This is a genomic window from Thiomicrorhabdus heinhorstiae (genome assembly GCF_013391765.2).
Taxonomy (GTDB): domain Bacteria; phylum Pseudomonadota; class Gammaproteobacteria; order Thiomicrospirales; family Thiomicrospiraceae; genus Thiomicrorhabdus; species Thiomicrorhabdus heinhorstiae.
Map to the genome: position 1 here is coordinate 330406 of NZ_JACBGI020000001.1, position 24233 is coordinate 354638.

The 24233-nt window shown below is 46.7% G+C and carries 23 protein-coding genes and 1 riboswitch; of the genes, 9 read left to right on the top strand and 14 right to left on the bottom strand.

Annotation, left to right across the window (positions count from 1 at the left end; genetic code table 11):
- Positions 1 to 38: 38 nt before the first annotated feature.
- A complete protein-coding gene (locus tag H8792_RS01640; protein ID WP_194947385.1) occupies positions 39 to 878 on the top strand; it encodes a 23S rRNA (adenine(2030)-N(6))-methyltransferase RlmJ in 840 nt (279 codons plus the stop codon).
- Positions 879 to 918: 40 nt separating this feature from the next.
- On the opposite strand, the gene H8792_RS01645 is transcribed toward H8792_RS01640, so the two are convergent.
- Genes H8792_RS01645 through H8792_RS01660 form a run of 4 tightly spaced genes read right to left on the bottom strand, consistent with a single transcriptional unit; the run spans position 919 to position 4582 of the window.
- Complete coding sequence (locus H8792_RS01645; protein WP_194947386.1) at positions 919 to 1239, bottom strand: hypothetical protein; 321 nt, start codon at positions 1237 to 1239, stop codon at positions 919 to 921.
- Between the two features lie 30 nt (positions 1240 to 1269).
- Positions 1270 to 2082, bottom strand: a complete 813-nt coding sequence (locus H8792_RS01650; RefSeq protein WP_194947387.1) for a hypothetical protein — start codon at positions 2080 to 2082, stop codon at positions 1270 to 1272.
- A 16-nt stretch (positions 2083 to 2098) separates the two neighbouring features.
- Positions 2099 to 3730 (bottom strand): hypothetical protein, encoded by a 1632-nt coding sequence (locus H8792_RS01655; RefSeq protein WP_194947388.1) that lies wholly within the window; start codon positions 3728 to 3730, stop codon positions 2099 to 2101.
- A gap of 21 nt (positions 3731 to 3751) precedes the next feature.
- Positions 3752 to 4582 carry a CvfB family protein gene (locus H8792_RS01660; RefSeq protein WP_194947389.1) on the bottom strand — a complete coding sequence of 277 codons (831 nt, stop codon included), beginning with the start codon at positions 4580 to 4582 and terminating at the stop codon, positions 3752 to 3754.
- A 128-nt stretch (positions 4583 to 4710) separates the two neighbouring features.
- Positions 4711 to 4908: riboswitch (cobalamin riboswitch) on the top strand.
- Positions 4909 to 5035: 127 nt separating this feature from the next.
- On the opposite strand from H8792_RS01660, the gene H8792_RS01665 reads away from it, so the two are divergent.
- The 4 genes from H8792_RS01665 to H8792_RS01680 are packed head-to-tail and all read left to right on the top strand — an operon-like array spanning position 5036 to position 9901.
- Positions 5036 to 6859, top strand: coding sequence for a TonB-dependent receptor plug domain-containing protein (locus H8792_RS01665; protein WP_194947390.1), 1824 nt, complete (start codon positions 5036 to 5038; stop codon positions 6857 to 6859).
- Between the two features lie 36 nt (positions 6860 to 6895).
- Positions 6896 to 8371: a cobyric acid synthase gene (locus tag H8792_RS01670; RefSeq protein ID WP_194947391.1), complete on the top strand. Its 1476-nt coding sequence runs from the start codon at positions 6896 to 6898 to the stop codon at positions 8369 to 8371.
- A 37-nt stretch (positions 8372 to 8408) separates the two neighbouring features.
- Positions 8409 to 9017 carry a cob(I)yrinic acid a,c-diamide adenosyltransferase gene (gene cobO, locus H8792_RS01675; RefSeq protein WP_194947392.1) on the top strand — a complete coding sequence of 203 codons (609 nt, stop codon included), beginning with the start codon at positions 8409 to 8411 and terminating at the stop codon, positions 9015 to 9017.
- A 29-nt stretch (positions 9018 to 9046) separates the two neighbouring features.
- Positions 9047 to 9901, top strand: a complete 855-nt coding sequence (locus H8792_RS01680) for a cobalamin-binding protein (protein WP_194947393.1) — start codon at positions 9047 to 9049, stop codon at positions 9899 to 9901.
- Positions 9902 to 9906: 5 nt separating this feature from the next.
- On the opposite strand, the gene H8792_RS01685 is transcribed toward H8792_RS01680, so the two are convergent.
- The 8 genes from H8792_RS01685 to H8792_RS01720 form a co-directional block, all read right to left on the bottom strand.
- Complete coding sequence (locus H8792_RS01685; protein WP_194947394.1) at positions 9907 to 10359, bottom strand: BLUF domain-containing protein; 453 nt, start codon at positions 10357 to 10359, stop codon at positions 9907 to 9909.
- A 75-nt stretch (positions 10360 to 10434) separates the two neighbouring features.
- On the bottom strand, positions 10435 to 11304 hold the full coding sequence (locus H8792_RS01690) for a tetratricopeptide repeat protein (protein ID WP_194947395.1): 870 nt from the start codon (positions 11302 to 11304) through the stop codon (positions 10435 to 10437).
- 123 nt (positions 11305 to 11427) lie between these two features.
- Positions 11428 to 11718 (bottom strand): DUF3817 domain-containing protein, encoded by a 291-nt coding sequence (locus H8792_RS01695; protein ID WP_194947396.1) that lies wholly within the window; start codon positions 11716 to 11718, stop codon positions 11428 to 11430.
- 141 nt (positions 11719 to 11859) lie between these two features.
- On the bottom strand, positions 11860 to 12063 hold the full coding sequence (locus H8792_RS01700) for a hypothetical protein (RefSeq protein WP_194947397.1): 204 nt from the start codon (positions 12061 to 12063) through the stop codon (positions 11860 to 11862).
- A gap of 11 nt (positions 12064 to 12074) precedes the next feature.
- The gene (gene kdsB / locus H8792_RS01705) at positions 12075 to 12848 is read right to left on the bottom strand and encodes a 3-deoxy-manno-octulosonate cytidylyltransferase (RefSeq protein ID WP_194947398.1); all 774 of its coding nucleotides are present in this window, start codon (positions 12846 to 12848) and stop codon (positions 12075 to 12077) included.
- A gap of 6 nt (positions 12849 to 12854) precedes the next feature.
- Positions 12855 to 13055, bottom strand: a complete 201-nt coding sequence (locus tag H8792_RS01710) for a Trm112 family protein (protein WP_194947399.1) — start codon at positions 13053 to 13055, stop codon at positions 12855 to 12857.
- Positions 13056 to 13129: 74 nt separating this feature from the next.
- The gene (gene lpxK / locus H8792_RS01715; RefSeq protein WP_194947400.1) at positions 13130 to 14149 is read right to left on the bottom strand and encodes a tetraacyldisaccharide 4'-kinase; all 1020 of its coding nucleotides are present in this window, start codon (positions 14147 to 14149) and stop codon (positions 13130 to 13132) included.
- Between the two features lie 75 nt (positions 14150 to 14224).
- Positions 14225 to 16768, bottom strand: a complete 2544-nt coding sequence (locus H8792_RS01720; RefSeq protein WP_324187581.1) for a DNA internalization-related competence protein ComEC/Rec2 — start codon at positions 16766 to 16768, stop codon at positions 14225 to 14227.
- On the opposite strand from H8792_RS01720, the gene H8792_RS01725 reads away from it, so the two are divergent.
- From H8792_RS01725 to H8792_RS01735, 3 genes are all read left to right on the top strand, one after another.
- Positions 16752 to 17300: a DUF2062 domain-containing protein gene (locus H8792_RS01725; RefSeq protein WP_194947402.1), complete on the top strand. Its 549-nt coding sequence runs from the start codon at positions 16752 to 16754 to the stop codon at positions 17298 to 17300. The genes H8792_RS01720 and H8792_RS01725 overlap by 17 nt on opposite strands.
- Before the next feature lie 866 nt (positions 17301 to 18166).
- The gene (locus tag H8792_RS01730) at positions 18167 to 18460 is read left to right on the top strand and encodes a hypothetical protein (protein WP_194947403.1); all 294 of its coding nucleotides are present in this window, start codon (positions 18167 to 18169) and stop codon (positions 18458 to 18460) included.
- A 309-nt stretch (positions 18461 to 18769) separates the two neighbouring features.
- Entirely contained in the window at positions 18770 to 18979 is a 210-nt protein-coding gene (locus H8792_RS01735; protein ID WP_194947404.1) for a cold-shock protein, read from the top strand.
- Positions 18980 to 19058: 79 nt separating this feature from the next.
- On the opposite strand, the gene H8792_RS01740 is transcribed toward H8792_RS01735, so the two are convergent.
- Both H8792_RS01740 and H8792_RS01745 read right to left on the bottom strand, forming a co-directional pair.
- Positions 19059 to 21431, bottom strand: a complete 2373-nt coding sequence (locus H8792_RS01740) for a Lon protease family protein (RefSeq protein WP_194947405.1) — start codon at positions 21429 to 21431, stop codon at positions 19059 to 19061.
- Positions 21432 to 21662: 231 nt separating this feature from the next.
- The gene (locus H8792_RS01745; RefSeq protein WP_194947406.1) at positions 21663 to 22880 is read right to left on the bottom strand and encodes an ammonium transporter; all 1218 of its coding nucleotides are present in this window, start codon (positions 22878 to 22880) and stop codon (positions 21663 to 21665) included.
- A gap of 273 nt (positions 22881 to 23153) precedes the next feature.
- On the opposite strand from H8792_RS01745, the gene H8792_RS01750 reads away from it, so the two are divergent.
- Positions 23154 to 24062 carry a 1-aminocyclopropane-1-carboxylate deaminase/D-cysteine desulfhydrase gene (locus H8792_RS01750; protein WP_194947407.1) on the top strand — a complete coding sequence of 303 codons (909 nt, stop codon included), beginning with the start codon at positions 23154 to 23156 and terminating at the stop codon, positions 24060 to 24062.
- Positions 24063 to 24233 lie beyond the last annotated feature (171 nt).

Here is a 24233-nt window from a genome sequence, read left to right on the forward strand (position 1 = left end):
GACTTTCTCATACCGGTTGCTGTAAACGGGTTCACACTATGCTGAGTTATCTTCACTCTTTCCATGCCGGCAATTTTGCCGATGTCCTGAAACATCTGGTCAGCAGTCAGATTTTGAGTTATCTGACACAAAAACCGAAACCGCTGTTCTATCTGGATACCCATTCAGGCAGTGGCGGCTTCCAATTGCAGGGCAGTGAGGCTCAAAAAAACCGCGAATTTCTCAACGGTATCGGCAAACTATGGCAGCTTAATGAAACCTTACCGCAGGCCGTTCAGCAATACCTTGAACTGATTCAAACCTTTAATCCGGGAGAAGAACTTCAACTTTACCCGGGTTCACCCTGGTTTGCGCAAACGCTGCTGAGAGAGCATGATCGCGCCAATCTGTTTGAATTACACCCGCGGGAATATCAGAACTGTCTTGCCAATTTCGGCAAAGATCGCCGTTTCAAAGTCTTTAACAAAGACGGTTTTCATGCCTGTATCAGCCAATTGCCACCAAAAGAAAAACGCGGTTATATCTTGATGGACCCACCTTACGAGGTCAAAGACGATTACGATACTGCGGTAAATACCCTGATCAAAGCATATAAAAAATTCGCAATCGGCACTTATGCCTTGTGGTATCCGGTCGTCGAACGAAGACGAATTGATCGCATAGAAAAATTATTCAAGGATAGCGGAATCCGCAACATTCAACTGTTTGAACTCGGTATTGCCAAAGACAGTGATAAAGGCATGACCTCCAGCGGGATGATTGTCATCAATCCGCCGTGGACCTTGAAACAGACCATGCAAGAGACCTTGCCCTTTCTGGCCGATCGACTTGCCGGGGCGAAAGGTTCTTTCCGCATACAACAACTGTCTGACGAATAACATTAGGTATTCAGCTTAACAATTTGATTCTAAACACTTGTCAAATTGAAAATAATAAATCTCCAAAGCCCCAGACAAGCGTTCCCAACACCACGGTAAGATGCGATAACCAGACCTTTTTCCGGTGCCATTTCGATGGCGACAAGTCAGGAATATCATCACCGACATCGACCTTTTCAAGCCGCTGATAAAGTACATCCAGTTCGCGATGCATGAGTGAGTACTCACTCATCACCGCAAACAGCACCACCAGACTGCCGAAGCGCGCAAACCAGATACCGTCCCACGCAACCCCTAAAATCAACCCGATCAACAACATCAGCCAGGCCAGCAGAAGTAATAAGCCGTTTTTCTTCTTCATTCGTTGTCTTTGTTATTTACAATCGTCATTCTATTTCTGACAGTTCTTCAGTACCTGTCTAAGGACACTCTCGGCCCAGTCTTTCTGCTTCTCAGGCTGTGAATGTTTGATTTTTATTCCCAGAATATAGTCTCCTTGCAGAACTGAAAGCTCACCTTGAGGAGGAGACATCATTCCCATAAACGAAACCTGTCCTTGTTGATCCAACTTGCCTTGATATGCCCAAACCGCGGCATCACCGTAACCGGATACCTTTTGCATTGCCGCTTCTCTTTTCGGCATATTTTTCAACTGTTGCATCATGGATTGATACATTTGACGTTCTTCCGCAGACATCTGCCCCCCCTCTTTCTGCATAGTTTCATTTGCCATATCGGAGAATAATTCATCGCGTTGCTTCGGGTCTGCCATAAAATAAAACAGCTCTTTATTGCTTTTGCCACTCAGGCGCTGCTGCCACTTCTGCGGCAATTCGGAAAAACTACTTTTATCGATTTTAGACAGATCGACTACGACTGCTACCCCACTTTGTATTTTTGCAAGCATCTCCATATAACTCTGCGGCTGCGAACTATTCATCATAGCCGACATATCCTGTGAAAAAGTACATGAACGACCTTGTCCCTCTTCTTCCTCACCATCCTCTTGGGTAAATTGAATATCTTTACTGTCCGTCGGCACTAATTTTTGAAACTGTTGCATACTTAATAAACCGCAGACGTTGTTCTGGTATTTCATTAAACATGCTTCCAGATCGGAGGCGTAAGCCGACTGCACCACCATTGCAGCAATCAGTGCGGCTGAGGAAAACAGTTTTGGCAAAATCGTTTGCTGATGTTTCATCGAAAAATCCTCATAGTTATTTAACATTGCGTTCTTTCTGATAACAAAATACTTTTCCTTGATAGCGCAGATCACCGCTGCCATCAAGACCACAGTCAATATTTTGCGGTTCTTTACCCGAACCACATGGAGTCTGTTCTCGAGCGACCCGATATAAATAGGTATTGATCGCATTGATCACCGCTTTATTCTGAGACGCGAATAACACCTTTTCGGCGACACCATTAAACTGATATTGCGGTAAATACAGTGACATAAGACTAATCAAACTATAGGCATCAGCACCTGAATCCATTGCTTCACCTTTATCCAAAGCCGTTTTCAACAAGGTACATGCCTGAAGAGGCTCGGGAACGTCAATTTTCAAGCCCGATTCAAACCCGAAGGCTTGTAAAAATAAAAAGCGCTGAAGATCTTTCTCTTTTTCGTTTACTTTATCAGGAAAATATACAGTGGTTTTGACCCAATGCGGATCGGAAGAGAAGCCCATGCTCGAATTCGCGCCGAATAGATCGATCATCAAAGGCAAGGCAATCACTTGCGCATGATTCGGGCGCCATTGCGGTTTTTGTTTTCGGTAATTATGCGCCACAATTTCCCCTCGGCCATCTCGCCAGCGCTCTATACGAGTCACGCCGGAGTAACCGGGTTGAAAATCGTCGCCAGGTAGATTCCGGGCATTGACGTTGTAATAGACGCGAATACTTGGCAAATCCTGCAGTGGTACCTCTTTGACACACAAGTCAAACGCTTGGAGAGCAGAAAATGGTACGCCGGTTGTCTTACCGTATTGGCTGGTAACCGTGGTGCGTGTTGACGATGAAATTAAGTTGCGATTTGTACAGACGGGATCAGCCTTAAAGGCTTTGGTAAATCGTAATTCGCCTCGATCCCAGAGCTGTAAGACATAAGTATCCAACTGTCTCGACAACAAAAGATCGGCACACAACTTTCCGCAGAGGCCGCGTTCTATTGTTTCCTTTTCAAGTGTTCTGGCAAAACTTTTTTCATGAACGAACAGTACCGATTTCGGCTTAAGCAAATCAGGTTCAACCCATAATTTATTGAATTCATACTCAGCTTCTACTGTTGGAATCTTATAGAAATACCGATCATAATACAGATATCCCTGTACGGCCAACATAGCCGCAGGCAATAACAACCAAGCCGTTTTGGCACTACCGAAATGAAGAACACCGCTATAGAGGCCAAATAGCGCTGGTGCATAAAAGGCTAAATTGGCGATGCCGTCAAACAACAGTAGCATTATCAGCGCAATCACCAATCCTCCTCCAAGCGCTACGCCGATACCGATTAAAAGGACCAGAATGGAAATCGTGGTAAGAATCCAAATTGCCGCTTTGTTGGCACCTGGATTAGCGTTTGCGGTTTGCTCTTGCCCCTTAGTATTTCCTTGACCGCTATTCTTTGCGTCTCTTTGTTTATTGCGTAAATCAAGAAAAAACCAAGCAGCGCCAATAGAAAAACCGATAGCAAGACCAATAAAACCACCGGCAGCAATAAGTAAAGCAAGCAGAGCAAGAAAAGTAATCAGGTTTGCCGCCCATTTTTTAACGACAGTCGCACCCTCTTCTTTTGAGGAGAGGGAGGAGTTATTATCTTGAGAATCCGGTTTTGCCTGCCTCATTATTCCTCCTCCACTCAAACCTTACGCCAAGCGGATCTGCTCGGCGTCTATGAGAATTTTGCGCGCTTTGTAAAGTCGGCTTAAAGCTTTTTTATAACGCGCTTTGCTAATCCTATACTGTTCAAAAATGGCTTCCGGAGATGAGTAGTCGGTCAAATCGGAAATGCCGCCATTCGAGCTTAAAAAGGCTAAAATTCGTTCTTCAATCTCTTCAATGCCCTCTTCGCCCTGCTTTTGCAAAGTCAGGTTGATTTTCCCGTCGTCACGCACCGACTTGATATAGCCTTTCAACTTCTGACCCATTCGCAAGGGTTGCAAGAGTTCACTATTATGAATCAGGCCTAAGTGGCTCCCTTCGATCACAGCGGTATAACCCAATTTGCTGCGGCTGCACACCATCAACGCGACTTCCTGTCCTCGCTTGAAATGGAAGTCGTTATCTTCTGTCAAAAAAAGACTCAGCTTGCTGGAAGCGGCAATTCGACCGCTGTTGTCCCGATAAACATACACGCAATAACTACGCCCCTCTTCCATCGGTATCCGCTGTTCGGCATAAGGAACCAATAAATCTTTCGGCACGCCCCATTCCAGAAACGCTCCGGTTCGATTGACCTGTTTGACCTTTAAAAACGCCACTTCTCCAACCGACACTCTCGGCAACTCCGTCGTCGCAACAATCCGGTCCTGCGAGTCGAAATACAGAAAAACCTTTACCTTTTGACCGATTTTGCACTCGTCGCTCACATAGCGTTTCGGCAGTAGGATTTCACCCTCTTTTCCTCCATCCAGATAGAGTCCGAAATCGACTTCTTTGACCACCGTTAATTCATTGATTTTTCCAATTTGCGCCATTGAGGTTCCTTGTTGAAGACGTTGGAGGAAAAAACATTTTACAACGTATCAAAATCAAAAAACGATCTGTCTATGGATTGGACCACAGACATAGACTGCACGTATGGAAATTCCGTGCCGAGAAAGCTATAATTCGCCTTGATACAGGTGCTCCTTTTCATGGAGTTAAACGGGAAGTTCGGTGCGACTGCTCAATGCAGGCCATTCCGACGCTGCCCCCGCAACGGTAATAGAGAAGACGAACCCGGTCGCCATTGGAATAGATCCGAGAAGGCGGTTCGAAAATGCTCTTAAGCCCGGAGACCGGCCTGAATCCCGGCGTGACTGGCTCACAGTGACGCCAACCACCGATTGCGGAGGGCAATGCGGCGTGAATTTGAGCCTATTTAACCCAGCCAAGCTAACGAACCGTTTTGCCTTCGTTCATAACATTTATGAATTGAAGGACTTCAAATGAAACCTGTTTATTTTGCCGTCGCAGCACTTTGCGGCACCCAACTATGTGCTTTAACGGCACAAGCACAAACCGACGCCGCACTTGACCAAGTCATCGTCACTGCCAATAACGAAACCCAATCCCTGCGCAATGTGACTGCCGATGTCACAGTTATCAGCGGCGATGAAATCCGTGCCAAACAGTACAGAACGCTGGATGAAGTCGTCGCGTCCGTAGCCGGATTCAGCGTTTCGCATAACGGAGGTTTAGGAACCGTCACCACCATGTTCCTGCGCGGTGAAGGTGCCAAGCGTATATTGGTACTACAGGATGGCGTGGAAATGAACGATCCGATGAGTGTCGCCGGTGCTCACTTCGAAAACCTGCAGTTGAATAATATCGAACGCATCGAGATCATTCGCGGGGCGCAGTCAGGAGTCTGGGGAAGCGGCGCCATGGCCGGAGTCATCAACATCATTACCAAACCCGGTGGCCAACAAGCTCAGGTCGACTTGCAACTTGGTTCCTACGGAACGCAAAAATTGTCTGCCGCTCTCGGCGCCGGTAACGAGCAGGCAGATTTTTCGATCGATTTCTCACGTATCAGCACCGACGGTTTCTCTGCCGTTCAACCCTATAAAGGCAGTTTAAACGGGCTGGAAGACGATGCATTTGAGCAGACCGACATCGGTTTTAAACTACGTGTTCGCCCGGCGGAAGGCCAGCAGATTCAATTTTTGACCCGCAGCTCGGATGCGCTTTCGGATTACGATCTGGCAACCGATCCGAATGCCCTATATCAAAGTGATTACAGTAACCAGATCAAACAACTGCAATATCAGGGGCAATTCGAGCAATTTCGTGCGCAGGCCGCTGTTCAGAAAACCGACACCTCGACCACCTACTCTCAAGGCAGCCTGGTGAAAACCAATGCCAAACTAGGCTACGATTATGCAGAAAACCACAGTCTGACCCTTTTCGCGGAACACAGAAATTTAACCAGCGATACCAATCCGGCCAACGATTACGAGCATGACGGCTACGGCTTGGCGCACAGCAGCCGTTTCCTGGCTGATCGCTGGATCTGGGATCTATCGGTGCGCAATGATCTTTACGATCGTTTCAAAGACAAGGTAACCGGTAAAGTCGGCAGTAAATTCTACCTGCAAGACGACTGGTATCTCTCAGCCAACTACGGTACCGCCTATCGCGCACCTTCGCTGGCCGAACAGGCTTACACCTATCTCGGCACACTCGATTCGGAAACCAAGGAAGGTTACGATATCAGCCTCGGCAGCCAAAACTTCAGCCTGAGTTATTACCGCTCTGAATACGACAATGAAATCGATTGGGATTCAAGTCTCGGTTCTTTCGGCAGCTACGCCAACCTAAATGGCAAATCGATCTATGAAGGCATCGAGTTAAGCTATCGCAACAGTATCGAAAGCTGGAATCTGGATTATGCTTTTAATTTCACTCAGCAAACCGCTAAAGACGGTCAAGGCATGTGGCTGGCACGTCGCCCGGAGCAGATGGCAAACCTCCAGCTGGATTATTTCGGCTTCGATCGCAGTCGTGTCGGTATGGAACTTCGTTATGTCGGCACTCAATACGACATGGCGGATCAGAAAGGTGCCCAGATCGGTGAATATCTGATCACGGATATCAGTGCCGATTACCGTGCAACAGCGAATATCACGCTCTATGCGAAGGTAATGAATCTGTTTGACGAGGATTACACGACAGCCGTCGCCTCGCCGCGTGACGGTAGTATCACTCCAACCTATGTTTACGGCAATGGTGGGCGTCAATATTCAATCGGTATCAGCGGTCACCTATAAATTTCGTTACTTTTTTCGTTACCTTAAAGGATCGCCATGGCCACTCGCGGTGTCTTAATGATTCAAGGCTGCACTTCCGATGCTGGGAAAAGCACGCTGGTTGCCGGTTTGTGCCGCGTTCTGTACAGAAAAGGTTTAAAGGTTGCGCCCTTCAAACCGCAGAATATGGCGCTAAATTCGGCGGTCACCGAAGACGGCGGAGAGATCGGCCGTGCGCAGGCGCTGCAGGCCGTAGCGGCTAAAGCGCCGCTTTCGGTACATATGAATCCGGTTTTGCTGAAACCAAATTCGGATACCGGCGCGCAAGTCATCCTGCAAGGAAAATCCATCGGCAACCTGAATGCGATGGACTACCATGCCTACAAACCGAAAGCCGCCCAGGCGGTTTTCGATTCCTTTCAAATTCTCTCGCGGCAATATCCCTATATTCTCGTCGAAGGTGCCGGCTCACCGGCCGAAGTCAATCTGCGTCACGGCGATATCGCCAATATGGGTTTTGCCGAAACCGTCGATTGTCCGGTTATTCTCATCGCCGACATTGATCGAGGTGGTGTGTTTGCACATATTATCGGCACTTTACAATGTTTGAGTGAATCTGAAAGGGATCGAATAAAAGGCTTTATTATCAATCGCTTCCGCGGTGATATTAAATTATTACAAAGCGGACTGGATTGGCTGGAAAGCGAAACCGGTAAACCGGTTCTAGGCGTTCTGCCCTATCTGCACGGCCTGCATCTGGATGCCGAAGATTCCGTCAGTTTGAATCAGCAGATTCAAACTGATAATGAACAAAATCTAAATGTCATTTGCCCTCTGCTGCCGCACATTTCCAACCACACCGATCTTGATCCGCTCATTCAACATCCACAAGTGAATTTTCGCTGGGTCAAGCACGAAGAAACGATTCCATCGGCTGATTTGGTTATACTTCCCGGATCGAAAAGCGTACTCTTCGATCTGAACTGGCTGGAATCGCTGGGCTGGAAAAGCTACCTGCAAAAACATCTGCGCTATGGCGGCAAATTGGTCGGTATTTGCGGAGGTTTACAGATGCTCGGCCAAAAGCTGTTTGATCCGGATGGCATCGAATCGGAAATCAAAGAAGCTGACGGCTTGGGATTTATGCCTTATTCAACCCGTTATCAAACAGAGAAGAAGCTGATCAATCGTACAGGCAAGCTAAACTTCGATACGAAAAACGAAGTGCAAATTCAAGGCTACGAGATTCATCAAGGCCAGACCGATTTCGGCGATTTAAAACCGGCAATCCTCTTTGAGGATGGCAAACATGACGGTGCCATCGGCGTAGACGGACAAATTTTGGTCAGCTACTGCCACGGCCTGTTCGATCAGCCGCAAGCTCTGAGCACCTTTCTTGACTGGTCCGGATTAAAAAACGGCACACCATTCGGTTTCAACCAATTTCGCGAACGGCAGATCGACCGCCTCGCCGACTGCTTTGAACAAAACCTGGATTTAGAGAAAATTTTGCAACTGCTCACGCACAGCTGATACAGTCAATTTTGCCGTTAAGCACAAAAGGATAGATATGACCCCGGAAGAGAAAAAAAACCATTATCACAAAATTCGCATGGAGCGAAAAAAGGCGCAGATCGATGCATCGATTGCCCGGGCTGATAGTGAAAAAGGCCTGTTGCTGGTCATTACCGGTAACGGCAAGGGTAAATCAACGTCTGCTTTCGGCATGGTGGCTCGTGCACTTGGTCATGGTCAGAAAGTCGGTGTTTGCCAGTTTATCAAGAGCCGCACCGACACCGGTGAAGAGGCATTTTTCAAAGCACAACCGAATTGCGAATGGCATGTATTGGGAGACGGTTTTACCTGGGAGACGCAAAACCGAGATCAGGATATTGCCACCTCGGAGAGAGGTTGGGCAATCGCCAGCAACATGCTTCAAGACCCAAGTTACGATCTGGTCGTTTTAGACGAACTTACTTACTTACTGAGTTACGACTATCTGGATAAGGATCTCGTACTCAATACCATTAGCGAACGACCGGGGATGCAGCATGTTGTGGTCACCGGACGTTCGGCACTGGACGAATTACGCGAACTGGCGGATACGGTGTCGGAAATCAAAGATGAAAAGCACGCCTATACCAGCGGAATCAAGGCGCAAAAAGGGATCGATTTCTAGTGTTTTTGGGGGGCAACCGACTAAGACTGATGGCGCCATTTCTAATCGGTGTTATCTACCTGCTGTCCGTCAAACCACTTTTTGCCGCCGACAACCATTCTGAAAAATCGATTTTACCACGAATCGTCAGCCTCGCGCCACATCTGACCGAGATGATTTATTCAGCCGGAGCCGGCGATCATCTCGTCGGCGTCGTCAACTATTCCGACTATCCTCCACAAGCTGAAAAACTACCTGTCATCGGCGATTACAATAGCTTAAACCTCGAAGCCCTGATTCAACTGAAACCCGATATCATCCTGAGTTGGAAATCCGGAAATCGATTGCAGGATATCGAACGTTTGAAGTCTCTGGGCTTTCGGGTCGTAGAAAACGAAATTCATAAGCTGGAAGATATTCCGTCCACGATTTTAGCAATCGGAAAACTGGCAGGAACCGACGAGACGGCAATCAAAACAGCCGATGAATTGCAGGCGCATTTGCAGGAAATTCGCCAACAAAATCAGCGTAAAGCAAACGTGAGCACTTTCTATCAAATATGGAATAACCCACTGATTACCATGGGAAAAGAGCAATTTATCAGTCAGGGACTGGCACTATGCAATGCGGAAAATATTTTTAACGATCTACCTAGTCTGAGTGCCCAGATTTCATTGGAAGCGGTTTTGCAACGTGATCCGCAATTGATTCTACTCGGAGGTGATAAGGCATTTCAAAAAGACTGGCAGACCGCCTGGATGCGTTACCCCACTATCACGGCGGTAAAAAACCGCCATATATTCAGAGTCAATAACGACCTTTATCAGAGGCCGACGGAACGCTTTATTCGCGCCCTGCCGGATCTATGTAACTTAGTGAACAAAGCGCGCGACAGTTCCAATTAACGCACTTAACGGAGCTGTTGGCGCCAGGCACCATCTTTAAACGCCAAGAGAAGTTTACGTGCCCGCCCTTCATCAAGAGAGATCAAGCTTTCTCCCGACAGGAAGAAATCATTTAAACCATCAATCTGATTCAACTGCTGACGAGTCATACCGGAAAAGCCCATAGTCCAATCAGCAAAGTCACGCTCTTCGATCGGTTCCTGAATCAGTTTCATCACTCTGAGATGGCGTGGATCGGCAGAAATCTTGTCGTACAGAGCTTCAACCTTAGACAGCTCGCCTTCCAAAACCTGGAAAAAGGTATTATCAGCATAGAGCAACATACCTGAAACATCCATTTCACCGTTATTACGACGACTGCTTTGCAAAATGCCGTCGATCTCCGATTGCGGTAGAACTTGTTTAGAAGAGCTGATGTAAATCAGGTGGATGAGATTTTCATGATTGTCTGCTGACATAAACAAGGCCCTTTTTACAAACTTAAAATAAGTTATCGGCCGGGCCTTGGATTTCTTTACAGCTGCCGCCTAAGGTTAGTTTTGCAGATTAGCCAACTGACGACGGAATTGCTGAGACATCTGCGGCTCGTTAACTTCCAGCATATTGGTGACCGTTACCGCCAGCTCCTTGGCCGCACCTTCTTTAAACCCCGGAGTTTGTCTCAGGATGGTAAACAACTGCTGCATAGCCTGTGAATAGTCGTGTTCGGCCACCAAGCACAAGGCTAAATCGAAACGGGTTTGAGGATCTTCGCTACCGTTTTGCACCACACTTAGCAAGGCGTCTTTACCGATGGTTTTAGCCGCCAGTCCCTTAAAGGTCAACTGCCCGATCAAGGCTTTACCCATTTGTGAGGATTTGGCCGAATCCGGCAGACGATTGAAGAGTCCGGTCGCTTGTTCCAGCTGGTCAAGATCGATCATGATCTGCGTCATATCCATCGCCACGCGGACGTTACCCGGATCGGCTTGAATCGCTTCGGTCAGAAGTCGAACGGCTTCGGCGACATTCCCCAGCAGATAGACGCTACGCGCCTGCTCTCTTAATTCATCGGAACGACGGTAAATTCCCAATCCCTTTAACAGAATGCCTAACTCTTCATTTTCGATAAAACCTTCAACCGCTTCGGCGATTTCACCGTCACGCATGACAAAGGTTGTCGGAACATTTTGAATATCGAAGGACTTCGCTAATTCCGGCTGCTCATCAATATCAACCTTGGCGAAAATAAATTGACCGCTGAAATCTTTAGCATATTCACTCAGGCTCCGCTCCATGGTAATGCATGGTCCGGAATAAACTCCCATAAATAACAATATTACCGGTAATTGATGTGAATTCTGAATAACCAGATCGTCAAAGTTTTTATCAGTAATATCAAAAATATAGGCATCGTTGCTCATAAATTTCCCCGTCAATTTATTGAAAACGGTTCCATTATAATGAGCATTTTTGTTAATGATGTTTATAAAAAATTATAAGAATCATTAACAAAAATATATGATTTTAGACTTGGAAATGCTCGCTTAAGTGCTTTTTAACACTTTTGCCTTATAAATAAAGGTTCCGGTTGGAATAAAAGAAGCGATAAAACCGATCAGCGTTTGCTTAGCGCTTAAATCGCCGCGTGCGGCATGTGAAAACAGCATGGAAATGAAGAATAAAAACAAGACACCATGTATCGGCCCGACAATCGCAACCGCTTCCGGCATATCGGCTAAGCGTTTTAAAGGCACAGCAACCAGCAATAAAAGCAATAATGACGACCCTTCAAGCAGCGCAGAAAAACGCAGCCAGCGAAAAGAAACAACAGACATATTACATTTCCCTATGTATAAATAAGTTCATTCTATTATTCATAAATCCGCACAAACCGCCACAGCAAAAGATGAAGTGAATCTTAAGAAATTCAATTTTTAGGATAACGCCTTGGAAGAAAATAGAGAGATCAGGCTATTTCAGGAAGCTTGAGACGTTAGCAGGTAATACAACATATAGCCGCCATAAACGGCGACCATTATAAAACTCATCAAAGTGATTGGACGGATCGGCTGCTTGCTGACGACTTCACCTTTTATTTCCATCTTACGTTCGCGAATTTTCTGCTTGAGCAACCAGTAGAAAAAATACACGACTATCAGCAAGGTAATGTACTTCAACATACTGCCGTCTCTTATTGTCCGTCAACGCTTAGCGACAACAAACGTTGTACGGTTTTCAAGTCTTCGGCGGTGTCGACACCCACTCCCGCATCGGTCAAGGCGTCAAGAACCAGAATTTTTTCGCCATGCCACAAAACTCGAAGCTGTTCGAGTTTTTCCACATGTTCCAAATCGCATTCCGGCCAGGCAACATACTGTTTTACAAATGCGGCTCTGTACGCATACAGGCCGATGTGACGTTTGTAATGCCAGTTGTCCGGTAGAGTTTTCGGTTCCTTGGCAAAATTGTCCCGCGCCCACGGCAGCGGTGCCCGGCTGAAATTAATCGCGCATTGATTAATATCGCGACTGACTTTAACCGCATGCGGATCAAACAGGGTTTCAATCGATTCAATCGGCTCGCACAAGGTTGCCATATTGATATGCGGATTCTGTTCCAGACCATCAACCACCTGGTGAATCAATTCGACCGGCAGCATCGGTTCGTCGCCCTGAACATTGACGATAATATCGTCTTCATTCAATTCGCACAGCTCGATCACTTCGGCAATCCGTTCGGTTCCGGATTGATGATGCTCGCCCGTCAGGCAAACATCCGCACCGAAAGCGCGGCAAACGCCGGCGACTTTTTCCGACTCGGTCGCAATAATAATCCGTTCGGCTCCACTCTGTTTCGCCTGCTGCCATGTCCACTGGATCATAGGCTTACCGAGAATATCCATCAGAGGCTTACCCGGCAGACGGCTCGACTCATAGCGAGCCGGAATAACAACCACAAATCCCATTCAGTCTTACCCTTTTTTCTTGCGATAGGCTTCTACTTCTTCGGCGCTTAAAGCCCGAGCCTCGTCTTCCAATAGAATCGGAATACCGTCACGCACAGGATAAGCCAAATTGGCAGCGGTCGAAATTAACTCCATGCTGTTTTTATCATAGATTAATTTGGTTTTACTGACCGGGCAGACAAGAATATCTAACAGTTTTGGGTCCATTATATGACTCTTTTATTTTTTGAATAATTTCGCTATCGATCTTGATGCAACTCAATGGAACAGAAATTGCCGCATCAAGTCTTGGCAGCCTGGCTGATCTTTTGCAGGATTTTGGTCACCAGTGCCTCATTACAAACCGGCTCAATCTTTAAATACCACCAATTGGTACGTTCCAGCCGTTTTGCAATTGGCTGACATTTTACCGCATCTTTCTCAGTCATAAGCAAAGGTTTTGTCGGCAGGAATCCATCGAAATCCGGTTCGATGTAGGAGTGATGATCTGCAAAAGCCACACCTTTACATGAAATATTTAGATCGATCAGCGTATCGAAGAAACGTTGCGGGTTTCCTATACCGGCAATCGCATCTGCCTCCTGCCCTGAAAAGTCGTTCAAATTGCAGCGAATCTGCGGGTCATCGACCCGGCAAAACTCAATCGGCCGCAGTTGCATACTGAAAGTCTTTTCACGATCGACTTTAAGACGACGAATCGACGGCCACTCGCCGTTGGAGACCACAAAGTCCACCGAAGCCAAGCGTTGCATCGGCTCTCTTAAAGGGCCGGCAGGCAGGCAGAAACGATTGCCGAAACCACGAATACTGTCGAATAAGACGACTTCAATATCACGCGGTAAGGCGTAATGCTGCAATCCGTCATCACTGATCACCACATCGCAAGGTGATTTCTGATCCAGAAGCTGCAAGGCTTCAATGCGTTTTGGAGAGACTGCAACCGGGCACCCCAGACGCTTGGCCAGCATCAAAGGTTCGTCCCCGACCTGACGCGGGTTACTGTCTTCTTCGACGCACTGCGGCCAACGATCACTCTGACCACCGTAGCCACGGCTGATAATTCCGACCTTGAAACCTTTGGCCTGTAATGCCTGAGCCAGCCAGATAATAAATGGCGTTTTACCGCTTCCGCCAACCACAAGGTTACCGACGACAATCACCGTCGCTGCAGATTTTTTAACTGGTGCTTGGGAACGGAAGCGATTCAAGCGTCTTGACGCTTCCCAACAAACCAATTTAGACAACGGCCACAGCGATAAACTTACCAGACCTTTTCTGCTCCAAAATTGCGGCCAACTCACCGCCGACTCCTCGATCGATTAAAAAAGTGATCATATCAAATTTTCCGCCCTTCATGCGCGAAACACTGGACTTAGCTACTCCTGTTTTACCTGAAACTTTCGTCCTTGTAACTCTGGGCTGCACTGATGTCGATACCAGAGTGCTTGTTGCTGTCGATAAGGCATTTGCAAGGCGATCCGTTCGGCATCTATATTAAAAGTCAAGGCTCCTGAACAAGCGGTATTCCACCATGCTACTTTATCTGCCAGACGTTGTATCGTTTCCTGATTGGGAAAATCAAAGCGGTTGCTATATCCGGAAGAAAAAATCACATAATCCGGATCGATTGCCTGCAACCATTTTCGCGAAGTCGAATAACGACTGCCATGGTGTCCGGCGATTAATATCTGCGAAGGCAAATCCTTTTGCGAACGTAGAAGCAGTTGTTGCTCCGCTTTGGAGGAGTAATCCCCGGGGATCAAAACACTGTTATCGCCGGTGGTAACTTTAAGCACACACGAACGGTCATTATCACTTGTTAGCTTTTGGCCTTCCCCTTCCTCAGCCCAGGGTGATAAAAATGAAAACGCTACCCCGTCCAATTGCCAACGGGTTCCTGCCTTGCAAGTCTGAAAATTCACCAGGGGATTAAGGTGAGTCTTGTGAACGCTGCTGTTTAACTGTAGCGGCTGACCAGTTAAAGTTCGGCCGACGGTAAAAGCATCCAATAAACTTTGTACACCCCCCGCATGATCGATATCCGAATGGCTGACTAATAGATAATCGATCCTTGACCAACCGCGAAACTTTATATATGGAATAGCGGCAATTCTCGCAGCATCAGTGCGATTCCCCAGTTTTGGCCCCGCATCGTAAACCACCAGATGATTACGGGTTTCGATCACCAGCGACTGTCCTTGGCCGACATCCAGAACCGTCATACGAAATGCCTCATCTTGCGGCCGTGTTAAAAAAACACCTCCGATCGATGCTATTATTAAACCGAAAGCCAGGCCCAAAGAGAGCATCCCCTTTACCATCGTTCGGTTACACCATCCGTAAATCAACAGCAAATAACACAGCAGCAGCGCAATCAGAGGAAAATCACCGATAACCCACAAAGAGTGAGGCCAACTATCGATCGTTGCAAACAACGACCATAAAACCGACATCACCTTATCATTCAGTTCGACCAGCCATATGGCGCCTTGTTGCCAGAAAACTGCCGTGATCAGAGCCACTAAAGACAATGGCAGAATCACAAATCCGACCAAGGGTACGGCAATCAAGTTTGCCAGAAAGGAATAGGTCGGAATCGCATGAAACGCCCAGGCAGTAACCGGAATAAAGGCCAGACTCAGCCAGATCTGCAGATAGAACAATCCTTTCCAGCGACCCAGTCTTTGTAACACCGGCAATTGCACAAAAATCAGTGCTACTGCCAGAAACGACAACCAGAAACCGAGACTCAATACTGATGCGCTGTCCCAGATTATGACTGCAAATATCGCCCACGCCAGAGCTACCCACGCTTGAAATGTCCGTTGCAAAGCTAAAAACAACAGCCCGGCCATGACCATCAACCACGCTCTCTGGGTCGGGATCGCCGCTCCTGAAATGAGCAAATAGAACGTGGCCAGCATGACCGCCCCGAAAATCGCAAACTGTGGTCGTTGCCAACGCCTGACCCTGTAGGCTCCAAGCCACCATATTCCGGCAAACAGCTGATAACCGAGCCATGCCATAATACTCATATGCATACCGGAAATGGCCATTAAGTGAACGGTACCGGTCGTCTGCATCAAACGCCAATCCTGCTGGGATATGCCTGAGCGATCGCCTAAAGTCAAAGCCCGATAAATTCCCTGAAAATCGGATTCCATATACAAGCGCTTTGCCACCTGCATCAGCTCTCCTCTCAGGTCGGAAAAACGAGATGTCGACAAAACCTGCGGATCAGGATAAACCTGTCCGTGATAACGTTGCAAAACATAGCCTGAAGCGCGGATGCCCTTTTGCATTCTCCAGGTTTCATAATCAAAACTACCGGGATTCTGCCAGGCGTGATTCGGTTTTAACTTAACGAAAAATGCCCAGGTTTCTCCCGCTTTTGGCATCAAATGATTCTTCGACAGTTGTTGGTACCTATCTGAATCCAAATACCAGCTCAACTGGATCCGAGGCCGAAAACCATAACGAAAATGACGGGCAGATTGCACAGGTCTCTCATTCAGCTGCTGTTCTGCCGGGGCAATTTCCTGAAGATCCATAAAAAATGATAACCTGATCCTTTGACCGCTATTTTCGACATGCGGTGACTCAACCAGCTCACCGACCACCTGAACCGGTTGAGAAAAATCCTTCTCTAACAGAAATGTCATAAAAAAAGACTGCCCAAAGAGCCACCATCCACCTATAATGACACCCGAAACCAGATTTAAACCTTTAATGACAAATTGGCGTGATTGCGGGGTCTTTAGACGAGCGCTAAAAAAGAGTGACACTAGCCAGAATAGCGTTGCCAATCCCCACAAAAAGATGAAGCCGGCCGGTTGCGGAAGTTGTTCCAACCGATAAAAGCTTACTGTGGCTAACACAACGCCAGCGATAAAATAGAACATCATGCCGAAAAAACTCATTAAGCGTTACATTCCAACCCCGGAAAAAATCAAAAATATGAAGGGACTCGGCCTTTTGGGAAAATGGCTGCATAACCCGAATATCTGGCATCTTCACCGTCACTCAGTCGCCAAAGCATTCCTTATCGGTCTTTTCTGGATGGCTATTCCGATTCCGTCACAAATGGTCGCCGCAGCCTTTTGCGCTATCTATTTCCGCGCTAATCTGGCTATCAGCATCGCTCTGGTATGGATTAGCAATCCTCTGACTATGCCGCCAATCTTTTACTTTAATTACCTAGTTGGTACGTATATTTTAGGACAAGAAGCTCAGGAAGAGTTAGGATTTGAATTAAGCTGGCACTGGATTACCAATGTTCTAGGTGATTTATGGCTTCCGCTCTACCTTGGAAGCTTGGTGCTCGGTATCGTTCTCGGACTCTTGGGCTACTTGACGATTCATTTACTATGGCGTCAGCACGTCATAAAAAGCTGGCAGGAAAGAAAAGAACGCCGCAGATTACAAAAGCAGGCCAAAGCCTCAAAAAAATAATTCTACTTATACAGGCATAAATAAAATCGAAAATAGCGTTACTTCAGCTCTCGGCTGATTTTCTAAATCAGAACGCCCCCTCACTCACTGTATAAAAACAACCACCAGACCGCATAAAATCGCTGTTTCCGAATGATACAAGCGATAGACTTCAGAATATAATCAACAATTAACTTTGAAAATAACTATCAAACACCAAGTAAAAATTAATTTTACTTATCAATAACCGAACTCTAATCTGAGCCTCAAGCACAACGATCTTAGTGTTTACACAAGATAAAATTCGAATGGAGGCTATAGCAATGAAACTAAAAAAATCTAACCTTTTAGTCGATTCCATCTTTACATCCAATCACCGTGCCAATCGAAGGGAAAAGAGCCGTCAACGCCAAACGACAAAAGGGCAAAACGCAAATGAAAACTCTGCCACAGGTTCTTGCGGATGGTTTCTTCGGATTAAATCCTTTGCTACAACTGCAGCGTTCGCTATCAAGCCCTATCTGAATATCGGTCAAATAGCGCTCTATCTCTACAGCCGTTCCCCCTCCTGACAAGCGAGGCCAACAACCGCTGCAACAAAAGTTTTCCTGCCCCTTGGCTCAAAATAAGCATACCGCTCAATTTAAGAGTAAAAGTTGTTGAGTCGGCCTTAACGCGGCCTTCCCCATACCAGCCGTGTTACAGGTCTTTGCCGTTAAATTCTTTTAACGGCTTTTTTATTTCGCTGTAAAAATAGTAAAAAACACGAAATCACCTGCCATATCAAGGCGATGCGATTGTACTTTAAGCCGTTTTTATTGAATAATAGCGCTTAAACATAACAATAAATATCCAATCAATTTGATACACATCTATAAGGGAAGTCCATGAAGAAGTCTTTTTTAAGCTTGGCGCTTATCTCAACCCTACTACCGTTTACTCAAGCGTATGCTGCCGAAGAAGCAACCGCCATTGTTAAAGACGGTCAGGTTACCTATGAAGGTAACGGCCCTCGCCCGCCTGGAGTTATCGAAGGCGATAAAATTATTTATAAAGCGCCTGGTGAGGCGGCCGGAACCGCTGATGAAGCGAGTGAAAGCGGAACCGGAATAGCAACCAGCGCCTTGGTTGGATTAATCACTGTCGGCGGGATTTTCTACATCGTCAACAACGGTAACTAACCGCTTACCTATAACACGTCATCGGGAGCAATCCGGTCTCCCGATACTTTTTCAGGTAAATCCCCGCCAATTTTCTATATAAATATGACGTTTATGTGAAAAAGCACAATAAAACTCAAAGTGTTATGGCACTTATGACTATAATGGACATTGAGCATTAATTCGGCGTTTATTTATAACCTGACGCATCCGTGACTTCATATCCGGTCCGGCAAGTTTGTAAATCCATGTCATATGTTATGCTTGTTAGGCGGTTCATTAAATTAACACCGCCGGATTTACAAAATTAAGTAACAAACAGGAAAGTCTATGTCTACCACACATACCGGTACCGTAAAATGGTTTAACGAAACAAAAGGGTTCGGATTTATTCAACAAGATTCTGGTGCAGATGTTTTTGCCCACTTCAGCGCAATTGCCGGAGATGGCTTTAAAACGCTTCAGGAAGGCCAAAAAGTGGAATTTACCATTGTTGACGGCCCAAAAGGACCTCAAGCAGCGAACATCGTTGTACTATAAGGTAACGGTATAAACTCCGAATAAAAAAGCCGCTTTCCAGCGGCTTTTTTCAAAACAACAAATAAGTTGTGGCGATTGATCAATCGTCCTCGTTGTCCTTTTCGTTCATTTTCTCTAGAGCTTGCTGAACCAATCGGTTAGCTTCTTCGGCATTAATCCCGCTAAACAGTTCCAAAGCGTCGTCGATATGTTTCATGGTATAAACATGGAATTCACCACGCTCAACCGCCTTACGCACATCTTCATTTAACATCAGATGTTTGGCATTAGCCTGCGGAACCATCACCCCTTGGCGACCGGTCAGTCCGCGCGTTGCGCAGATTTTGTAGAAACCTTCGATTTTTTCATTAACCCCGCCGATCGGCTGGATTTCACCAAACTGGTTGATCGATCCGGTAATTGCCAAATCCTGACGCATCGGGAACTGCCCGATCGACGAAACCAGGGCAAGTAATTCTGCCGAAGAAGCCGAGTCTCCCTCTACTCCATTATAGGATTGCTCCATAACGATCGAGCCGCTGAATCCCAAGGCACGGTTTTTCATATAACGACCGCGGATATAACCGGAAAGAATCAACATCCCTTTTGAGTGGATCGGTCCGGCCATATCGACTTCGCGTTCAATATCCAGCACCCCTTCATCCCCTGCCGACGACTGTGCGGTAATACGCACCGGCTGACCGAAAGATTGACGACCAACCGTCAACACCGTCAGACCGTTGACCATACCGACGTGCTCTCCTTCGGTAGAAATCAACACCTGCTGGTCGGTAATGGCACGGTGATAATATTCTTCCATCAAACCGGTATGAAAATCGCGCTGTACGATCGTCGCTTCGATGGTTTCACGGTCAACACTATCCTTACCGCCCGCTCGAGCAAAAGCATTCGCTTCGGCCAGTACATCACGCAAAATCGCCTTATTGGTATACAGACGGTTTTGATCTTCGGACATGCGCGAAGCGTATTCAATCAAACGCTCAAAGGCACACACCTTAACCGGCAGATCGTCCCAATCTTCGATCTCGGATGCCAACTGTTTGGCCAGCGTCAGTTCATGCTCGTCATTTCTCGACAGCTCGACTTCAAACTCAACCTGAACTTTAAACAGACGGCTGAATTGCGCGTCGATCTCCTGCAAAGCATAAAAGTGTGCCGCCTGGCCAACCAGTACAAGCGTAACGTTAAGAGGAAAATCCGGTAAATGGTAAGGAACGATGCTGCTGGAAGACGGTACTTCGAATGTCAGCTTCTTACTCATTAGTGCGGCTTTCAGGTTCGACCAGATTTCAGGGTCTTTCAACAGTGATTGAATGTTCAGAATCAAAAAGCCATGATTGGCCTGTTGCAGTAGACCTGCCTGATGGTTCATCGCCAGAGTCAGGGTGTCGGTGGCCTGCGCCGTCGCAGAATTAATTGCATAACCAAATAGTTTCGGCATGGTGACATTCTGCTCATAGATAACCGGAGCATGTTTTAAACCGCGGTGATCGACCAGCAGGTTGACTTCGAAAATCGCCATCCCCTGCTGCTCGGAAAGCAGCTCATCCATCGTCGCCTGCTGGCTGGAAGTCACCTGATCGGCGTTCTGATCCCAGAAAAGGTGCAATTTAGCAACCACACTCTCCTGCAGAGCATCAAGATAATCGTTGATCTCTTTCGTCTTGCCGAATTCCATTTTAAGCGTCTTAACCAACGGTTCCAGATGCTCGTTAGCCACTTCGGTATTCAGCTTTTTACCGGCATCCATGAATTCATGCTGCAAAAACGGAAAATGGCTGAGACCTTTATTTAATGCCTCCTCGACTTGATCAAACGCATCCATAAAGAATCTTTGCGTGTTTTCATCGAAGTTTTTCAGATCGGCCAATCGGTATCGCTGATCTTCGACAACCGCACTTAGAACGAAGGCGTTGTCGTTTTGATTGATTTCAATACTCAACTCTTCGGCTAGATCAAACGCCGGCTGCAACATAGCCTGCTGCTTTTCTGCCATTTCATTTTCAAGCATCTGACTGCGCAGCTGGTATGCATGCCCGTCAAACAAGACCGGAAGCTGTGATTTCAACTGAGTAATAAACGACTCGACCGCCAGTTTGAATTCATGCCCATGTCCCGCTTCAAAATACAGGTATTGGGTTTTATTGGTTTCGGCAAAATCGGAAGCAAGTACCACATCCGGCGGCAAATTTTTCTGCTGCGCTGCCTGCTTAAGCATCGCCTTAGTCATGCCGATACGACCGACTCCCGGCTCTCCCATAATAAAAATATGGTTTTGATTGCGTTTCAAGTGCAGTCCGAAACTCAGGGACTGATATGCACGAGGGTGAAAATGCTGCATAAACTCCAGAATATTCTGGTCTCGATCGTGAAAAGATTTATCACGTAAATGCAAACTGTCAGCGGGTAATTCGGTAAAGCGGTATAACTGGGATGCGGATAATTTTTCCATTAGAACTCGTTTCTGTAGACGTTTATAGATCGTCTCTCGGAGAAAGACTCCCATAACACGATCTTGGCGTGCTGCCGGTTTTTATTATTGTTTTCGATTTCGACGGAAATCCCAACAAAAATTAGGATCTGTTTTGCTGACACTATAACAAAAAACCCGCCTTAGATCGGAGTTTTCATTCCTATTTCCGGCGGGCTTATACCTAATTAACGGATTTTATTAGCAAGAAATTTAAAATTCTTCTTTAGGTGGATTGGCGTGAGTTCGGTGGATACTCAAATCGGCACCCAAGTATTGTTCTTCGTCGTCCATGCGTAAATTCGAGATCTTGTGAACGATGAAATAAACCAGATAACCACCAACAAATGCGATCGCCACTCCGATCAAGGTTCCGACGACCTGAGAGGCAAAGGAAACCCCGCCCAAGCCGCCAAGCGCGGTTGAACCGAATACACCTGCCGCCAAAGCGCCCCACATGCCGCACAGACCGTGTAGAGGCCAAACACCAAGAACATCATCGATTTTAAGGTTATTTTGCGTCCAGGAGAAAGCCTTAACAAACAACAATCCGGCAACCAGGCCGATTACCAAAGCACCAAGCGGATTCACAACATCCGAACCGGCACAGATCGCCACCAGACCGGCCAAAGGCCCGTTATGTACAAACCCTGGATCTTTGTTGCTGAAAAAAGTCGCCGCAAGGATACCGCCAACCATCGCCATCAAGGAGTTCATCGCTACCAGACCTTGAATTCCGCCGACCGCTTGGGCTGACATTACGTTGAACCCGAACCAGCCGACACTCAAAATCCAGGCGCCTAATGCCAGAAACGGAATGCTTGAAGGCGGATAAACACTGCGGATTTTTCCATTGGAATCATAACGGTTATGGCGGGCGCCAAGGACTAAAATCGCTGCCAAGGCAATCCAGCCGCCAACGGCATGAACCACGATGGATCCGGCAAAATCGTGGAAACCGGCACCAAAGCTCGCTTCAAGCCAGTTTTGAATACCGAAATTGCCGTTCCAACTGATCCCTTCAAATAGCGGGTAAATAAAGGCAACCGTCAGAAAGGTCGCTAAAAGGATTGGATAAAAACGTGCTCTTTCAGCAATCCCCCCCGAGACGATCGCCGGAATTGCCGCCGCAAACGTCATCAGGAAAAAGAATTTAACCAGATCGTAACCGGATTTCTCGGTCATGGCCTGAGTTAATTGACCATCCAGGTTGAACCCGAGGAAAACACCATAGGCAATTCCATAGCCGATAAAGAAATAAGCGACGGTAGATACCCCAAGATCGCTCATGATCTTTACTAAAGCATTTACCTGGTTTTTATGCTGAACCGTTCCCACCTCAAGAAATGCAAAACCGGCATGCATAAATAAAACTAAAATCGCACCCAACAGGATGAACAACACATCCAAACTAGTGGTTAGCTGCTCCATTGACTTCCTCTCATATTATATTTAGCGGCCACTTTCTCCGCGCTGACGGCGAGGTGAACGGGCCATAATCAATCTGAACCAGGCCTCCGGGAGTATTCACTCTCGATTTCAACCGGTTCCACTTCATTGAGGTTAAATAAGATCGTATTCGCCATCGCTTGAAAAATTCGACCAAAAGCGCATCCTGCATAGTAAACTTGGACGCCCTAATCGCGAAAATGCCATCGTGACCATCTTCACTTTTATTATTTTTTAACAGGAAATTTTAGCAGAATGGAGCATTTTTTTTCAGAAAAAACCACTCCTTTAATCGAGCTAAAGGCTCCGGTATTTAATGAAAAACACTTAAGAGTCTGGGTAAAACGCGACGATTTGAATCACCCGCTGATCCAAGGTAACAAATGGCATAAGCTCAGACTAAACCTTTTACAAGCGCAGAAACATTCTGCATCGACACTGATTACGTTTGGCGGCGCCTACTCCAATCACATTGCCGCAACGGCCGCTGCCGCCAAGGAATTCGGATTTAAAAGCCTCGGCCTGATCCGCGGCGACGAGTTAGCAGAAAATAAAGAGAACTGGAGTCCGACTTTAGAACAAGCGGCTTTGAACGGCATGCAGTTCGAATTCCTGAGCCGCCGCGACTATCGACGACGCCATGAAGCGGATTTTATACATACCTACCGGCAACGCTATCCGGATGGTTATTTCATTCCCGAGGGCGGCAGTAACGATCTGGCTATCGAGGGCCTCCAAATTCTTGCACAACAGATCGACGCTCAATGTCCTGATTGGAGTCGCTTGTATTGTTCTGTCGGAACCGGTGCGACTCTAGCCGGCTTAATACGCCACACTGCCTATCGCGCAAACAAGCAGCTTATTGGTGTCTGTAGCATCAAACAAGGCGACTATCTGATTCATGACATTCGACGTTGGATTGGAGATGCTACAAAACATAATCGCTGGATTCTGGATACCGAACATCATTTCGGAGGCTATGCAAAACAACCGCCCGAACTGCAGCAGTTCATGCATTCATTCCAACAGGAATTCTCAATCGAACTCGATCCGGTCTACACGGCAAAAACCTTCAAAACCTTTTTCGAAGACATTGAACAGAATCGTCTCCCAGCCGGATCTCAAGTCATCCTGTTGCATAGCGGTGGCCTGCAAGGAAAATAATTTTTAATATTTATCAAAAGTTATCGTCAAACTTGAATCCAAAACATCAATACAACCCGCCCAGTCCATAAATATAAAACTCCTCATGCAGCTGAAAAGAAGACTTAAAACAGGGCTTGGATTTAGAAAAATTAATTTTGTGATTTATCCTCGAATCTTGATCTTAAACAG

What these genes read in the sequence shown, in the direction of transcription:
- H8792_RS01640 (WP_194947385.1), top strand. Translation starts at nt 39, where the DNA reads ATGCTGAGTTATCTTCACTCTTTCCATGCCGGCAATTTTGCCGATGTC.
- H8792_RS01645 (WP_194947386.1), bottom strand. Translation starts at nt 1,239, where the DNA reads ATGAAGAAGAAAAACGGCTTATTACTTCTGCTGGCCTGGCTGATGTTG.
- H8792_RS01650 (WP_194947387.1), bottom strand. Translation starts at nt 2,082, where the DNA reads ATGAAACATCAGCAAACGATTTTGCCAAAACTGTTTTCCTCAGCCGCA.
- H8792_RS01655 (WP_194947388.1), bottom strand. Translation starts at nt 3,730, where the DNA reads ATGAGGCAGGCAAAACCGGATTCTCAAGATAATAACTCCTCCCTCTCC.
- H8792_RS01660 (WP_194947389.1), bottom strand. Translation starts at nt 4,582, where the DNA reads ATGGCGCAAATTGGAAAAATCAATGAATTAACGGTGGTCAAAGAAGTC.
- H8792_RS01665 (WP_194947390.1), top strand. Translation starts at nt 5,036, where the DNA reads ATGAAACCTGTTTATTTTGCCGTCGCAGCACTTTGCGGCACCCAACTA.
- H8792_RS01670 (WP_194947391.1), top strand. Translation starts at nt 6,896, where the DNA reads ATGGCCACTCGCGGTGTCTTAATGATTCAAGGCTGCACTTCCGATGCT.
- cobO (WP_194947392.1), top strand. Translation starts at nt 8,409, where the DNA reads ATGACCCCGGAAGAGAAAAAAAACCATTATCACAAAATTCGCATGGAG.
- H8792_RS01680 (WP_194947393.1), top strand. Translation starts at nt 9,047, where the DNA reads ATGGCGCCATTTCTAATCGGTGTTATCTACCTGCTGTCCGTCAAACCA.
- H8792_RS01685 (WP_194947394.1), bottom strand. Translation starts at nt 10,359, where the DNA reads ATGTCAGCAGACAATCATGAAAATCTCATCCACCTGATTTACATCAGC.
- H8792_RS01690 (WP_194947395.1), bottom strand. Translation starts at nt 11,304, where the DNA reads ATGAGCAACGATGCCTATATTTTTGATATTACTGATAAAAACTTTGAC.
- H8792_RS01695 (WP_194947396.1), bottom strand. Translation starts at nt 11,718, where the DNA reads ATGTCTGTTGTTTCTTTTCGCTGGCTGCGTTTTTCTGCGCTGCTTGAA.
- H8792_RS01700 (WP_194947397.1), bottom strand. Translation starts at nt 12,063, where the DNA reads ATGTTGAAGTACATTACCTTGCTGATAGTCGTGTATTTTTTCTACTGG.
- kdsB (WP_194947398.1), bottom strand. Translation starts at nt 12,848, where the DNA reads ATGGGATTTGTGGTTGTTATTCCGGCTCGCTATGAGTCGAGCCGTCTG.
- H8792_RS01710 (WP_194947399.1), bottom strand. Translation starts at nt 13,055, where the DNA reads ATGGACCCAAAACTGTTAGATATTCTTGTCTGCCCGGTCAGTAAAACC.
- H8792_RS01725 (WP_194947402.1), top strand. Translation starts at nt 16,752, where the DNA reads ATGCCGAAAAAACTCATTAAGCGTTACATTCCAACCCCGGAAAAAATC.
- H8792_RS01720 (WP_324187581.1), bottom strand. Translation starts at nt 16,768, where the DNA reads ATGAGTTTTTTCGGCATGATGTTCTATTTTATCGCTGGCGTTGTGTTA.
- H8792_RS01730 (WP_194947403.1), top strand. Translation starts at nt 18,167, where the DNA reads ATGAAGAAGTCTTTTTTAAGCTTGGCGCTTATCTCAACCCTACTACCG.
- H8792_RS01735 (WP_194947404.1), top strand. Translation starts at nt 18,770, where the DNA reads ATGTCTACCACACATACCGGTACCGTAAAATGGTTTAACGAAACAAAA.
- H8792_RS01740 (WP_194947405.1), bottom strand. Translation starts at nt 21,431, where the DNA reads ATGGAAAAATTATCCGCATCCCAGTTATACCGCTTTACCGAATTACCC.
- H8792_RS01745 (WP_194947406.1), bottom strand. Translation starts at nt 22,880, where the DNA reads ATGGAGCAGCTAACCACTAGTTTGGATGTGTTGTTCATCCTGTTGGGT.
- H8792_RS01750 (WP_194947407.1), top strand. Translation starts at nt 23,154, where the DNA reads ATGGAGCATTTTTTTTCAGAAAAAACCACTCCTTTAATCGAGCTAAAG.